The sequence below is a fragment of the Sorangium sp. So ce1036 genome, assembly GCF_051369805.1.
Classification (GTDB): Bacteria; Myxococcota_A; Polyangia; order Polyangiales; family Polyangiaceae; genus Sorangium; species Sorangium cellulosum_F.
The window spans coordinates 6075221-6087248 of sequence record NZ_JBBMOX010000001.1 but is presented as its reverse complement, the minus strand read 5'-3'; the positions used below and the strand labels follow the sequence as shown (position 1 = coordinate 6087248).

Genomic DNA, 12028 nt, shown 5'->3' with positions numbered 1-12028 from the left:
CTCCTGGAGGCCGACGACGGCTCATCAGCGCCAGCCAAAATCGACGCCGGCCGACGAGAGCACGAACGGTTTGCCCCACGTGGCCGCCTCGCGCTGCGCGAACCGGATCGAGACGCCGTGCGCGATGATGCCGGTGAGGACATCGGCGCGGACGCGGAACATGGGTGTCACGGCAAAGGCCAGCCCGAGGCGCACGAAGGGGCTCGCGGTCACGGCGGACGAGGCGCGCCCGAGGTAGCCCGCGCCGGCCACCCCCGTGCTCCGGAGCGAGACGGCCAGTGCGCCGAGATCCACCGAGCTGGTCCACCGGCTCGCGCGCGTGGACACGGCGAAGCGCACCCCGCCGCCGGCGAGCAGGACCGCGAGATCGGCGCTGCCCTCGGGCCGCTCGAGCCGGGCGCTGAGGATCGGGATCGCCGCGAGCCCGACCACGCCGACCTGCTCGCGCGGCATCCAGGCGAGGCCGAGATCGACGCTGGCCATCGCGCCGAGGCCGCCCGGGCTGAGCAGCACGCCGGGCGCGAGCGAGGCGCCGGCGAGGAGGAGGAGCGTGGTGAGGCGGCGTGTCACGGCGCCTGCGGCTCGGGGGCAGGGCCCGGCATGCCGGGCGAGCTCCCGTGCGCGGCGGGCTTCGACCCGCGCGCGAGCAGGTGCTTCGCGTACGCCGCGTGCGCGCCGTTCGGGTGCGCGGCGAGGTAACGCTCCGCCGCGCGGCGAGCGGCCGCCTCGTCGCCACGCCTGTCCTCGGCCTCGACGAGGCGTCCTGCGGCATCGGCCGCGAACGCGCCCGCCGGCTGCTCGCTCAGGTACCGGGTGAACCAGGCCGCGGCGGCCGCGTGATCCTTGCGATGGTCCTGGGCGATCCTCCCCAGCATGAACGCGGCGGACGCGGCCTCGGGCGAGCCAGGGAACCGCGCGCGGAGGGCGGCGAAGGCCTGGGCCGCGCGCGCCGGGCTCCCGCCGAGCCGGGCCGCGTCGCCGAGCGCGTGCAGCTCGCTCGCGCCTGCGGCGCCGCAGATCGCGTCGAACCCTTCGCGCTCCGCGGCGGCGAGGGCGTCCCTGTACCTTCCTTCGAGGGCGAGGGTCTGCCACTGGCGCGTGTCCCGGGGCACGAGCCCGAGCGCGGCCAGATCCGCGGCGTCCGCCGGCTCTCCCACCGAGGCCGCTCCCGCATCCGGGGCGCGTGCGGTGGCCGAGGGCGCGGCGGCCGAGGGCGCGGTCATCGAGGGCACGGTGGCCGAGGGCGCGGTCATCGAGGGCGCGGTGGCCGAGGGCGCGGTCATCGAGGGCGCGGTGGCCGAGGGCGCGATCCTTGTCGATGTCGACGCCTCATCGAGCGCGTCCACCACGACGGTGTTCGTCGCGGGCGAGACGGTGAGCCGCTCCCCGGCGCGGACGGCGCGCGCGTCGCCGACCACCGGCCCGGAGACCGTGATGGCCCCCTCGCGCAGCGCGAGCACGAGCTGCTCGGTCGCAGGATCCCATCGGGTCTCGAAGCGTGTCCCGATCACGTCGATCTGGAACGGCCCGACCAGCACCCTCCAGCGCGCGCGCTCGCGGTGGACGACCGAGAGATCGAGCGCGCCCCGCTCGAGGGAGATCTCCGCGCCGTGCGCGGTCACGGAGGTGATGCGGGCGCGCCCCCCCGGCGCGAGGCGGAGCTGCGTGCCGTCGGAGAACCGGATCGGGAGCGCTGCCGCGGCCGGCGCCGCGATCCACGCGCCGACGACCCCCGGCCCGCTCGCCCCGAGCTCGAACCGCATGGGCGCGCGGGGCCGCGCCACGAACACCGCCGCGACGACGGCGAGCAGCACCGCCGCCGCGGCCAGCGACGCGGCGAGCCGCGCTGCGCGCCGCTTTCCTGGCGCCCGGAGCCTGGCGCCGCTCTCCGTCCCCTCGCGGCGCGGCCTCCCCGGCGGCGCCGCCCCGGGCCCCCGCGCCCCATCGCGCAGCCGCGCCGCCTCGAGCAGCCGCGCTCGCCCGCGCTCCCGATCGAGCCGCGCCGCCGGCATCCGGTCCTGCAGATCGGCCACGCGCCGGCCCAGGGCGGTCAGCGAGCGCTCGGATTGCCCCACCGGGTACCTCCATCGAGCCATGCCTCGAGCACGGGATGCTTGCGCGCCTCGGCCTCGAAGTGGGCGCTGGCGCGGGCGAGCCGCCGCTTGACGGTCGCGAGCGAGGTCTCGCACGCCGCGGCGACCTCGGTGAGCTCCATGCCGTCGATGAACCGGAGGGCAAAGGCGATGCGCTCGTCCACCGGGAGCGTGTCGAGGACCGCGTAAGTCGCCCGCAGGGCGTCCAGCACCTCGCCCGACGCCGCGCCGGACTCCACCTCCGGCAGCTCCTCGCTCGGCAAGAACCAGAGCCAGCTCCGCCGCTTCCTGCGGGTGATCGACGACCGCGCCACGTGCACCGCGATCATCGTGAGCCAGCCCTTGAGCGCGCTCGGATCCTCGAGGCTGGGCAGCGAGCCGAGCGCGCGCACGAAGACGTCGTGGTGCAGGTCGGCGAGATCGGGGCTGAAGCCGAGCAGCCGATAGAGCACCCGGTGCACGTGGTCCGCGAACCGGTCGTAGAGCGCGGCGCGCGCCGACGGGTCGCCCCGCCGGAACCCGACCACGAGCGCCGCGTCGTCCCCCGCAAAGGCGGCCTTCGGGGCGGGCGGCGGTGGTCGGACGAGCTTCAAGGGACGGATCAAGCGAGGCTCCTCCGCTGAAGTCCTCCGAGGGGCGCCCCACGGCTCATGCGGCCGCACGATCGTTCAGCGACCCTGATCGGACGCGCCGGCCGGCGGCGTCGCCCCGAGTCGCGTCATGACGGCCGAGCGCCGGAGACGCGCTGCGTCGAATCGAGCCCTGGCGCGCAGATGCGGAGCCGGCGCTCGTCGCGCCGGACGGTGCCCGGCGTCCCCGACGATTCACGATCTCCGGGCGTCGTCAATGCCCTTCCATGCCGGTGAGGCGCGCTGGCGCGCCAGCGCCGGGTTCCGGTCGCGCGGTTGCGCGGGCCCATGGAACGCGCACCATGGAGGGCGGCAGGTTGACAAACCAGACGCCGTATGATTGTCCTCCACTCTCCAGGAGCGTGCGCTATGTTCCCTCGATCTTTCTTCCTTGTCGCCTCCGTGCTCGCCGCCCTGGCGTGCTCGGCCGAGCCCGCCAGCAACGGCAACTCGCCCTCTGGTTCGGGCGGCAGCGGCGGGACGCCCGCGAGCGGCAGCGGCGCGAGCAGCAGCGAGAGCAGCAGCAGCGGGGATGTGCCCGACTTCCTCGTCACGGTGGGCGGCGGTGAGGCCGGGGGCGGCGGGGCCGGCGGCAGCGAGTGCAGCAGCGTCCTCCAGGTCGTCTATCGCGACTTCAAGGAATCGCACCCGGATTTCGAGATGGACTTCAGGGGCGATGTGGTCCGTCGAAAGCTCCTGAAGCCGGAGCTCGACGCCGAGGGGAAGCCGCAGTTCCTCGACAGGGTGGGCTGCGCCGCGGAGCTCACGACCCCGCTCGACTGCAGGGACGCGGGCCTCAACCAGCCCGTCATCATGAGCGCGGAGAGCTTCGACCAGTGGTACCGGGACGTGGAGGGGGTGAACATGACCTTCACCAAGGAGCTCGAGCTCGAGGAGTCGCCGCCCGGCTCGGGTCAGTATGTCTTCGATAGCACGGACTTCTTCCCCCTGGCGCCGGAGGAGGGGTTCGGGATCACGCCGCCCAACCACAAGAACCAGAACTTCCTCTTCACCACCGAGATTCACCTGAAGTTCGGCTACGTGGCGGGGCAGAAGTTCAGCTTCCGCGGCGACGACGACATGTGGATCTTCATCAACGGCAGGCTCGCGCTCGACCTCGGCAGCATGCATGGCCCCGAGTCGGGGGTCATCGACTTCGACGCGCAGGCCTCCGAGCTCGGCATCGTCCCGGGCAACAGCTACACGATGGATATCTTCCACGCCGAGCGCCACACCGACGGCTCGAACTTCCACATCGAGACCAACATCTCCTGCTTCACGCCCGTCATCGTGCCGCGGTGAGGCGTCGGGAGGCCGGGCGCGCCTCCCGATCTCCCCGTCACGCACGGCGTCATCCTCTCATGTCCGTTCGGAACAAAGCCGCTTTGACGAGGTGACGAGCGGCTCCGCCGCGAAGCGCGTTCGCTCCTCGCGGACAGCCCTCTTTCGAGGCGCGAGGCGGCGCGCGCCTTGAACGAGCGCGACCCGCCGTGGCATGATCTCCGCTCGTTTCAAGGGGGGGAGCATGAGCGTGCATCACGTCGCGCTGGCGACGGCGGATCTGGCGGCCACACACCGCTTTTATACACAGGTCATGGGGTTTCGCCTCGTGAAGGTGTTGACGATGCCTTACGAGGGGAGCCGCGACGGGGGGTGGGCGAGGCACGTCTTCTACGAGACGAGCGAGCCTGGCGGCTCGCTCCTCGCCTTCTGGGATCTCCACGAGGAGGCGCTGCGGGGGCGCTTCAGGACGGACCTCTCCACGGGGCTCGGGCTGCCGGTGTGGGTCAATCACGTCGCGTTCACCGCGCCGACAGAGGCGTTCTACAAGGAGATGCTCGCGCGGTGGCTCGCGCACGGCCTGACGGTGACCGAGGTGGATCACGACTTCTGCCGCTCGATCTACACGATGGATCCCAACGGCATCATGATCGAGCTCTGCCAGACGCTCCGGCCGTTCACGGCGGAGGAGCTGGCCGACGCGGAGCGCTTGCTCCTGGATCCCACGCCGGCGATCGAGGCTCCGCCTGCCGTCATCGTTCACAGGCCGGAGGCACGGAGGTGAGCGCGCCCCTGTTCGATGCGATGCTCGGGCACGGACGCCGGCCCGCGCTCCTCGGATACTGGCCCTCTCCCGAGGACGGACCGGCCGTGTCCGTCGGACGGGAGCCGGTCGTGGCCGTGGGGAGCGACGGCGCCGTGGTGCGGGGCCTGCTCTGGACGCCGCCGGGCGGCCGGTTCAAGGTCGCGGTGGTCCTGTCGCACCCGCGGGCGGATTTCTCGGTGCATTACCTCTGTCCGCTGCTCGCGGCGCGCGGCTACGGGGCGCTGGGGTTCGCGACGCGCTACGCGAACAACGACACCGATTGCCTGCACGAGAAGGCGGCGCTCGACGTCATGACCGCGGTGGAGGCGGCGCGGGCGCGGGGCGCGGAGGCCGTGGTGCTGCTCGGCAACTCGGGGGGCGGCGCGCTGCTCGCGATGGCGGAGTCGACCGCGGCGGCCGAGGGGCGGAGGCTGGGCGACGCGTTCGTCGGGGTGGCCGCGCACCCGGGACAAGGGGTGTTCCTGGAGCAGGCGATCGATCCCTCGGTGGTGGACGAGGGAGATCCGCTGTCGGTCGATCCGTCGCTCGACATGTACGATCCGGACAACGGGTGGCGGCCGTGGCCGGAGCCGTGCCGGTACGAGCGCGCGTGGCTGCTGCGCTACCGGTCGGCGCAGCGGGCGCGGGTCGCCCGCATCGACGCGCTGGCGCGGGCGGCGCTCGAGGAGCAGGCGGAGGCGGGGGCGGCGCTGCAGGGGATGGAGCGCGGGCACCCCGGCTGGGGCGCGCTGCGGCGGCGGAGCGCGCACGGGCGGTATCTGCTGGTGTACCGGACCGTGGCCGATCCGGCGTACCTGGACCTGACGATCGAGCCCGACGACCGGGCGCTCGGGTCGATCTTCGCGTTTCCAGACCCGTTTCAGGCGAACTACGGTTACGGGGGCGTGGCGCGGACGCTGACGGCGCGCGCGTGGCTGTCGACCTGGTCGAGCCTGTCCTCGCGGGCGCGGCTCGCGGACCACCTGCGCGCGGTGACGATCCCGACGCTGATCGTGCACGCGACCGCGGACACGGAGATCCGGCTGCGGCAGGCGCGGGAGATCTTCGACGCGAGCGCGGCGTCGGACCGGAGCTACGTGGAGCTCCAGGGGGCGACGCACTACCTGCACGGGCGCCGGCAGGAGGTGGCGGAGCTGATCGCGGGCTGGATCCGGGAGCGCCTGGGGTAGCGCTGCTGCGGGAAGTTGCCCCGGATCAGCAGAAAAACCGCCATGGCGCCAACGACGCCAAGAAGAGAGGGGAAGGGGTGTCCCTCCATTCTCCCCTTCTACTTCCCTGATTTCTTGGCGCCCTTGGCGTCATGGCGGTTCGCCTCTCGGCCCGACTTCCCGCAGTAGCGGTAGGCGAAGGCGATCGCGGGCGCTGGCGTCCGACCGAGGGCCCCGCGGACGAGCGCTGACGCGAATGGAAGCCCGTGGGCATCGCGACCTGCGCCAGCGGATCGTGGAGAAGAGAAATCGCAAGGACGCAAGGGAGAGAGGGCTCTTTCGTGACCCCTGTGTTCCTTGCGCCCTCGCGGGTTCCTGCCCCGCTGGCTCAGCGGATGAGGGGCACGGCCTTGCCCTCGCTCGGGGCCATGAGGTAGCAGACGGCGGACATGGACACGCTCACGCACGGGCTCCTCGGACTGGCGGTCGGCGCGACGCGTCGCCCCGACGTGAGGCCGGGCGAGGGGCGCGCGTCGCCGACCGACCGCGCCGTGCTCCTCGCGTGCGTGATCGCCGCCGAGCTGCCGGATCTCGATTACTTCTGGCCGGCGGGGGACGCGGTGCTGCGCACGCTGCGCGCGCACCGGGGGCCGTCCCACGCGCTCCTCTTCGCGCCGGTGGTGGCGGCGGTGGCGGCCGGGCTCGCCTGGCTCGTCCTGCGGCGGCGGGCGCGGTTCGGCCCCGTCTACGCCTTCAGCGTCCTCTCGGTCGTCGTCGCGCACCTCTTGCCGGATCTCTGGACCGGGTGGGGAACACGCCTGCTCCTCCCGTTCTCGGACGCGCGCCTGACGCTCGACTGGACCGGCGTGCTCGATCCGCTGGTCACGCTGCCGCTCGCCCTCGGCGCGCTCGTCGCGTGGCGCCGGCGGGCGCGCTGGCGGCGCGCGATCCTCGCCGGGGCCGCCGTCGCCGCCGTGTACGTCGGCGGCCGGATCGCCGTGCAGCAGGTCCTCGTCGCCCGCGTCGCCGCCGCCCACCCCGAGGCGCAACGCGTCGCCGTCTTCCCCGCGATGCTCGGCGTGACGACATGGCGCTTCATCGCGACGCACGAGGACACCTACGCCGCCGGCTCGGTCGCCCTGCTCGGCGGCGCGCCGACCGAGGAGCGTCGGGTCGCGCGCGCGCCCGGCGGCCCTGTCCCCGCTGACGTCGCGGCGGTCCCCACCGTGCGGGAGGCGCTCGCGTGGGCTCGCTTCCCCGTGGTCCGCCACGCCCCCGTCGCGCGAGGCGGGACCACGGTGCGCGTCGCCGATCTCCGCTACCACCTCCGCGGCGACCCGACGCTCGAGTTCGTCGTCGACGTCGCCCCCGACGGCGCGGTGACGCGCGCCCGCCTCGAGCGCGGCGGCTCCGCGCGTGAGCTGCTCGACCGCTGGCGGGAGTAGCGGTGTCTGACGGGGAGGCGCTCACGGCACCACCACGGTGTCGTTCGTCTGCAGCGGCAGATTGGCGCGCAGATTCCCCTTCTCGACGACCTCCTCGAACGCGAACGGAATCCGCCGCTCGCCGTGCGCGTCACGCCGGACGATCACCACGGCGTCGGGATCGGCGAAGCGCGTGAACCCGCCCGCCAGGGCGAGCGCCTGGAGCACCGTGATCTGCGCCCGCGGCGTGAACTCGCCCGGACGCGAGACTTCGCCCATCACGTAGACCCGGTAGCTGTGGAGCTCGGCCACCTCCACGCTGACGACCGGCTTCTCGTGATAAAACTTCGCCGCCTGATTCGCGATCTCCTCGGCGATGGCCGTGCCGGTGCGCCCACCCGCCATCACGTCGCCGACGAGCGGGACCGTGATGAACCCGTCAGGCCGCACCGTGACGCGCTGGCTCAGCGCCTCGTTCTTCCAGGCGCGCACCTCCAGCACGTCGCCGGGGCCGACCGCGTAGGCGCTGGTCGCGCGGCGCTCCGCCTCGAAGTCGTACCGGGGCGCGCGCGCGCGGCAACCCGAGTGCGCGACGAGGACCCCGAGGGCGGAGCAGAGCAGTGCAATCCGGGCACAGCGAGAGCGCATGGGTTTCCCAGCCTCCTTGATGTCGCCGCGGACCAGCAAACACCGATCCCGCGGCCGCGCTCCGCGCCTGGTCCCTCCGCGCGCGCGGCGGCGCTCTCCGCGCGCGCGGCGGCGCTCTCCGCGCGCGCGGCGGCGCTCTCCGCGCGCGCGGCGGCGCTCTCCGCGCGCGCTGCGGTGCTCTCCGCGCCCGCCGCGGCGCTTTCGGTGCCCGCCGCGGCGCTTCCCGCGTGCCGGCCAGGGCCCGGGTGCTAGATCGGTCGCGCGGAAGGGGGGGAATGCGCGCCGCGCCTCATCGCGCCTGCGCCGGGCGCCTCCCCGCGGCCGCCCCGCGGAGGCGGCGCGGGCGACCCGCGCGCGGCGCTCGCGGCGCACCACATCATGGCAGCATGGGTCGTGTGCGCGCTGTGCGCGCTCGTCATTATCAAGCCGCAGGAGTTCATCCCGGAGCTCGCGGGCATTCCGCTCGTGCACGCCGCGTTCGGGCTCACCCTTCTCTGTGTCGCCCTCGACGTCGTGTGGCGGCGGCTCAGGCCCGCGCTCGCCCCCCAGATCGTCTACGCGCTCGCGTTCCTCGCCTGGGCAGCCCTCACCACCGCGCTCAAGCGCCCGGCCGCGCTCGAGGAGCGCGGGATGCAGCTCGCGACCGTCGCGGGCATCTTCGTCGCGATCGCCCTCGCGGCCGCCTCGCCGCGCGGGCTGCGCCTGTTCGCGGTGCTGTTCGTGGGCTGCGCCGTCCTCACCGCCGCGGTCGCGTTCGTGCAGGCGTTCGAGCCCTACGGCTGCATGCTCGCCGCGCCCGACGACTGGTTCGGGAGGGGCGAGCTCGAGCCGGATGGCCGGCTCTGCGAGACCAGCCTCGACTGCCGCAAGGATCCGCCGATCCCCGACGGCAATTACCGGTGCGAGCGCCCCGGGCCGCTCCGCACGTCGACCATCGACGGCCGCGTCCGGTACCGCGGCTCGCTCGCCGATCCCAACGAGCTCTCGCTGATGGCGGGCATGGCGATCCCGTTCGCGATCGCGCTCGGCGAGCGGCCCCCGCGCCCGCGCGCGCCCCCGCGCCGGCGCCCGCCCCGCCGCGCGCGCCCCGCGCCGGCGCTGCCCCTCCTGCTCACCGATCGGCTGCTCTCGCGCGTGGCCGGGGCGCTGCGCGCGCTCCCCGTGGCGGCGATCATCGCCCTGATCGGCGCGGCGGTCGTCCTGTCGCGATCGCGCTCGGGGCTCATCGTGTACCTGGCGGTCCTCGGCCTCGACTTCATCCGGCGCAGCGGCGTCGTGGGCGTCGTCGCCGCCTGCTTCGTGGGGCCGCCCATGCTGCTCCTCGGCGGCCGGAGCGGCGAGGAGGCGAGCGAGAGCTCGGAGGAGCGCGTCGCGCTGCTCCGGGAGGCCTTCGCGATGATCCGGCGCACCAAGGGGATCGGCGTCGGCGCAGGGCAGTTCGGCGACGAGTCGTCGTTCGGCCTGACCGCCCACAACGCCTACCTGCTCTCCGCGGCCGAGACGGGCTTGCTCGGGATGTGCCTGTTCGCGCTCGTCCTCTACGCCTCGCTCAAGGTGCCGCTCGCGATCTGGCTGGGCGACTTCGAGGTCGATCCGGCGGTCAAGCAGCTCGCGCCGGCGATCCTCGTGAGCCTGTGCGGCGCCCTGATAGGCATCTTCTTTCTCTCGTGGGCCTACAAGGACATTCTCTACATGGCGCTCGGCGCCTCCGCGGCCCTCTACGGCGCCGCGCGGGCCGGGGACCGCCGCGTCTCGGTGCGCGTGTCCGCGAAGGAGGTCTTGCTCGTGTGCGGCGGCATGTTCGCCCTGCTCGTGGCGCTCAATATCCTCCTCCGGTTCGTCGGATGAGCGCGCCGCCCCGCGGGAGGCGCGAGGTCGGGGCGTGGTGTGCTGGGCGGCATGTCGGCTCCCATCCGCAAGCCCGGCGAGCCCATCGAGGCGCCGATTCCGCAAGAGGCGCCCCGGGCCCCCACCGAGGCCAAATGACGCTCAGCCGGAACCGTCCTCCACGCTGTCGAAGCGGAGCCCGCTCGACCCTTCGCCGCGCCCGACCGCCTTGCGGTAGGACAGCCAGGTCCAGGTGGAGCCGTCGAGCCAGCGTGCCATCTGGTAGTGGCGCGTGACGCGGAGGCCTTCGCGCGGGACCTCCTCGTCGTACATCAGCAGGTCGCCGCCCGCATTGAGCACGCGTCCCTGCGCGCGGTGCACGAGGTGCGTGCCGTCCGGCTGCAGCACGGCGCCGCGCTTGAGCCGCGACACGACGCGCGGCGGGTCGGTCGCTGGCTGCGCGGCCAGCTGCACCGGCAGCAGCGGAATCCAGTTCGCCGGCACGGTCGTCGACAGGCGATAATGCGGCACCGTGCCCGGTGCGGCGGGTGCGGCGGGTGCGGCCGCGGGCGGCGCGGCGTCGACCGGCTGTCCGATGCCGTTCTCCGTCTTGCGCTCGATGGCCCAGGCGACGTTGGCCATTTCGTCGCGCAGGAACAGCACCTCCTCGATAGCCGGGCTCTCCAGGCTGCGGCCGAGCGAGGGCGGCAGGAAGAACAGGTTGCGGACGGGGTCGGCCGACGGCTCGGTGCCCGCGCGGCGCGTGGAGGCCATCTGCCAGGCCGACCAGTACGGCCGCGGCAGCGCTGGGTCGCCGAGCGGGCGGAGCAGCGTGCGCACGCCGAAGGTGTCGGTCACGACCAGCGAGTCGACGCGGGTGATCGAGCCCACCGGTAGGTCCAGCGGCACGACGAACCAATCATTGCCGTAGCTGCCCGCGTACTCGATCATCAGCAGCTGCGCCAGGTCGGTCGGACCCACCGGCAGCAGCCCGTACTCGATGCGCGCGTCCTCGAACTCCCAGAAGCGCGCCGCCGGCGCGCCGCGGAAGCTCACCGGCGCCGGCACGGTGGTCTCGACGAGCGGCGCGAAGCGTCGGTCGTTCAGCGTGCCCATGTTGACCTCGGCGTTGCGGTCGAAGCTCGCCCAGTCGAGCTGGCCGCCGTAGAACTCGCTCGCGGTGAGCGTGAACTCGTCGATCGGATCGGCCGACAAGCGCCCCGACACCGATAGCGCGTACTCCATACGCGGTGCCTGCCAGGCGTCGCCGCTGCCGGCGGTCGGCTCGCTGAACAGCGCGTCGACCCAGGCGAGCCACTGCTGCGCGACGATCTCCACCTCGGCGCGGTCGGCCGCCGCGATCCTCAGCGCGCTGTCCTGCGCCAGCGCCGCGGAGCCGGTACTGCGCGCGCCGTCGTACAGCAGGCGCCCGTCCAGCGCGCGGCCGGCCATCGACTGCAGGTAACGCTGCGTCGCGGCGTCGAGCGCGCCGAGCGCCGCCGCGTCAGGCAGCTGTAGCGCGAAGCGCGCGATGAACGCATCGCGGTAGTCCTTCGACAGCGGCCGCGCCTCCAGCAGCCGCAGGAAGTGCAGCCCGGCCTCCACGCCCAGCTTGAAGTGGGTGTGCGGATTGCCGGCCGCGAGGCGCACGCGCTGCCGTTCGGCCAGCACCTCCAGCGGCACCGTCTGCGGATCGTACGGCGCGCCTTGCGTTGCGGTGTTGGGCGGCAGCGCGCCCAGGTAGCTGCGTGACAGCTGCGCGGTGGTGGCGCGCGTGCGCGCGGTGACCGGACTACCAGCGTCCTCGCCCTGGAACTCGCCGACCTGCCACTGGCGCGCCATCAGCCACAGTGGGTCGAAAACGCGCGCGGCCACGCTGGTCTGCATGTCGGCTTGGCGGCAATGCGGCTCCAGCCGCGTCCAGCTGGTGATCGACGGCGTGGCCAGCGCAGGCGGCTCGGGCGGCGTCGGCGGAGGGTCGAGCGGATCGGGCCGATCGGGCCTATCGGGTGGGTCGAGCGGATCGAGCGGATCGGGCGGGTCCAGTGGACCGTCGTCGCCTGGCCGGCGGCGTATCGCAGCCGCTGGCATCGACGCCAGATCGCCGGCGTCCGCGGAGGGGAGCGTGCGCGAAGGAGTCGGTTTGCTCATG

10 protein-coding genes are annotated in these 12028 nt (G+C 73.6%); 5 read left to right on the top strand and 5 right to left on the bottom strand.

The features are described 5' to 3' along the window. Window positions 1–24: 24 nt before the first annotated feature. Genes WMF31_RS22975 through WMF31_RS22965 form a run of 3 tightly spaced genes read right to left on the bottom strand, consistent with a single transcriptional unit; the run spans window position 25 to window position 2698 of the window. Window positions 25–570 (bottom strand): hypothetical protein, encoded by a 546-nt coding sequence (locus WMF31_RS22975; protein WP_436603995.1) that lies wholly within the window; start codon window positions 568–570, stop codon window positions 25–27. Then, entirely contained in the window at window positions 567–2075 is a 1509-nt protein-coding gene (locus WMF31_RS22970; protein ID WP_436603994.1) for a FecR domain-containing protein, read from the bottom strand. Before WMF31_RS22970 ends, WMF31_RS22975 begins: the two co-directional genes overlap by 4 nt. Beyond that, a complete protein-coding gene (locus WMF31_RS22965; RefSeq protein ID WP_436603993.1) occupies window positions 2051–2698 on the bottom strand; it encodes an RNA polymerase sigma factor in 648 nt (215 codons plus the stop codon). Before WMF31_RS22965 ends, WMF31_RS22970 begins: the two co-directional genes overlap by 25 nt. A 393-nt stretch (window positions 2699–3091) precedes the next feature. Here WMF31_RS22965 and WMF31_RS22960 point away from each other — a divergent pair, with 393 nt between their 5' ends. From WMF31_RS22960 to WMF31_RS22945, 4 genes are all read left to right on the top strand, one after another. Beyond that, window positions 3092–4024, top strand: coding sequence for a fibro-slime domain-containing protein (locus tag WMF31_RS22960; protein WP_436603992.1), 933 nt, complete (start codon window positions 3092–3094; stop codon window positions 4022–4024). A 223-nt stretch (window positions 4025–4247) separates the two neighbouring features. After that, window positions 4248–4787: a VOC family protein gene (locus WMF31_RS22955; RefSeq protein ID WP_436603991.1), complete on the top strand. Its 540-nt coding sequence runs from the start codon at window positions 4248–4250 to the stop codon at window positions 4785–4787. Further along, on the top strand, window positions 4784–5998 hold the full coding sequence (locus tag WMF31_RS22950) for an alpha/beta hydrolase (protein ID WP_436603990.1): 1215 nt from the start codon (window positions 4784–4786) through the stop codon (window positions 5996–5998). The genes WMF31_RS22955 and WMF31_RS22950 overlap by 4 nt, the downstream gene beginning before the upstream one ends. Before the next feature lie 428 nt (window positions 5999–6426). Beyond that, window positions 6427–7422, top strand: coding sequence for a metal-dependent hydrolase (locus WMF31_RS22945; RefSeq protein WP_436603989.1), 996 nt, complete (start codon window positions 6427–6429; stop codon window positions 7420–7422). A gap of 21 nt (window positions 7423–7443) precedes the next feature. Here the strand turns inward: WMF31_RS22945 and WMF31_RS22940 are convergent, their stop codons facing one another. Further along, window positions 7444–8049 carry a polysaccharide biosynthesis/export family protein gene (locus WMF31_RS22940; protein WP_436603988.1) on the bottom strand — a complete coding sequence of 202 codons (606 nt, stop codon included), beginning with the start codon at window positions 8047–8049 and terminating at the stop codon, window positions 7444–7446. Between the two features lie 378 nt (window positions 8050–8427). Here WMF31_RS22940 and WMF31_RS22935 point away from each other — a divergent pair, with 378 nt between their 5' ends. Continuing rightward, the gene (locus tag WMF31_RS22935; protein WP_436603987.1) at window positions 8428–9897 is read left to right on the top strand and encodes an O-antigen ligase family protein; all 1470 of its coding nucleotides are present in this window, start codon (window positions 8428–8430) and stop codon (window positions 9895–9897) included. Window positions 9898–10038: 141 nt separating this feature from the next. Here WMF31_RS22935 and WMF31_RS22930 read toward each other — a convergent pair whose 3' ends face one another. Next, complete coding sequence (locus WMF31_RS22930) at window positions 10039–12027, bottom strand: hypothetical protein (RefSeq protein WP_436603986.1); 1989 nt, start codon at window positions 12025–12027, stop codon at window positions 10039–10041. Window position 12028 lies beyond the last annotated feature (1 nt).

What these genes read in the sequence shown, in the direction of transcription:
- WMF31_RS22940 (WP_436603988.1), bottom strand. Translation starts at nt 8,049, where the DNA reads ATGCGCTCTCGCTGTGCCCGGATTGCACTGCTCTGCTCCGCCCTCGGG.
- WMF31_RS22955 (WP_436603991.1), top strand. Translation starts at nt 4,248, where the DNA reads ATGAGCGTGCATCACGTCGCGCTGGCGACGGCGGATCTGGCGGCCACA.
- WMF31_RS22930 (WP_436603986.1), bottom strand. Translation starts at nt 12,027, where the DNA reads ATGAGCAAACCGACTCCTTCGCGCACGCTCCCCTCCGCGGACGCCGGC.
- WMF31_RS22960 (WP_436603992.1), top strand. Translation starts at nt 3,092, where the DNA reads ATGTTCCCTCGATCTTTCTTCCTTGTCGCCTCCGTGCTCGCCGCCCTG.
- WMF31_RS22935 (WP_436603987.1), top strand. Translation starts at nt 8,428, where the DNA reads ATGGCAGCATGGGTCGTGTGCGCGCTGTGCGCGCTCGTCATTATCAAG.
- WMF31_RS22945 (WP_436603989.1), top strand. Translation starts at nt 6,427, where the DNA reads ATGGACACGCTCACGCACGGGCTCCTCGGACTGGCGGTCGGCGCGACG.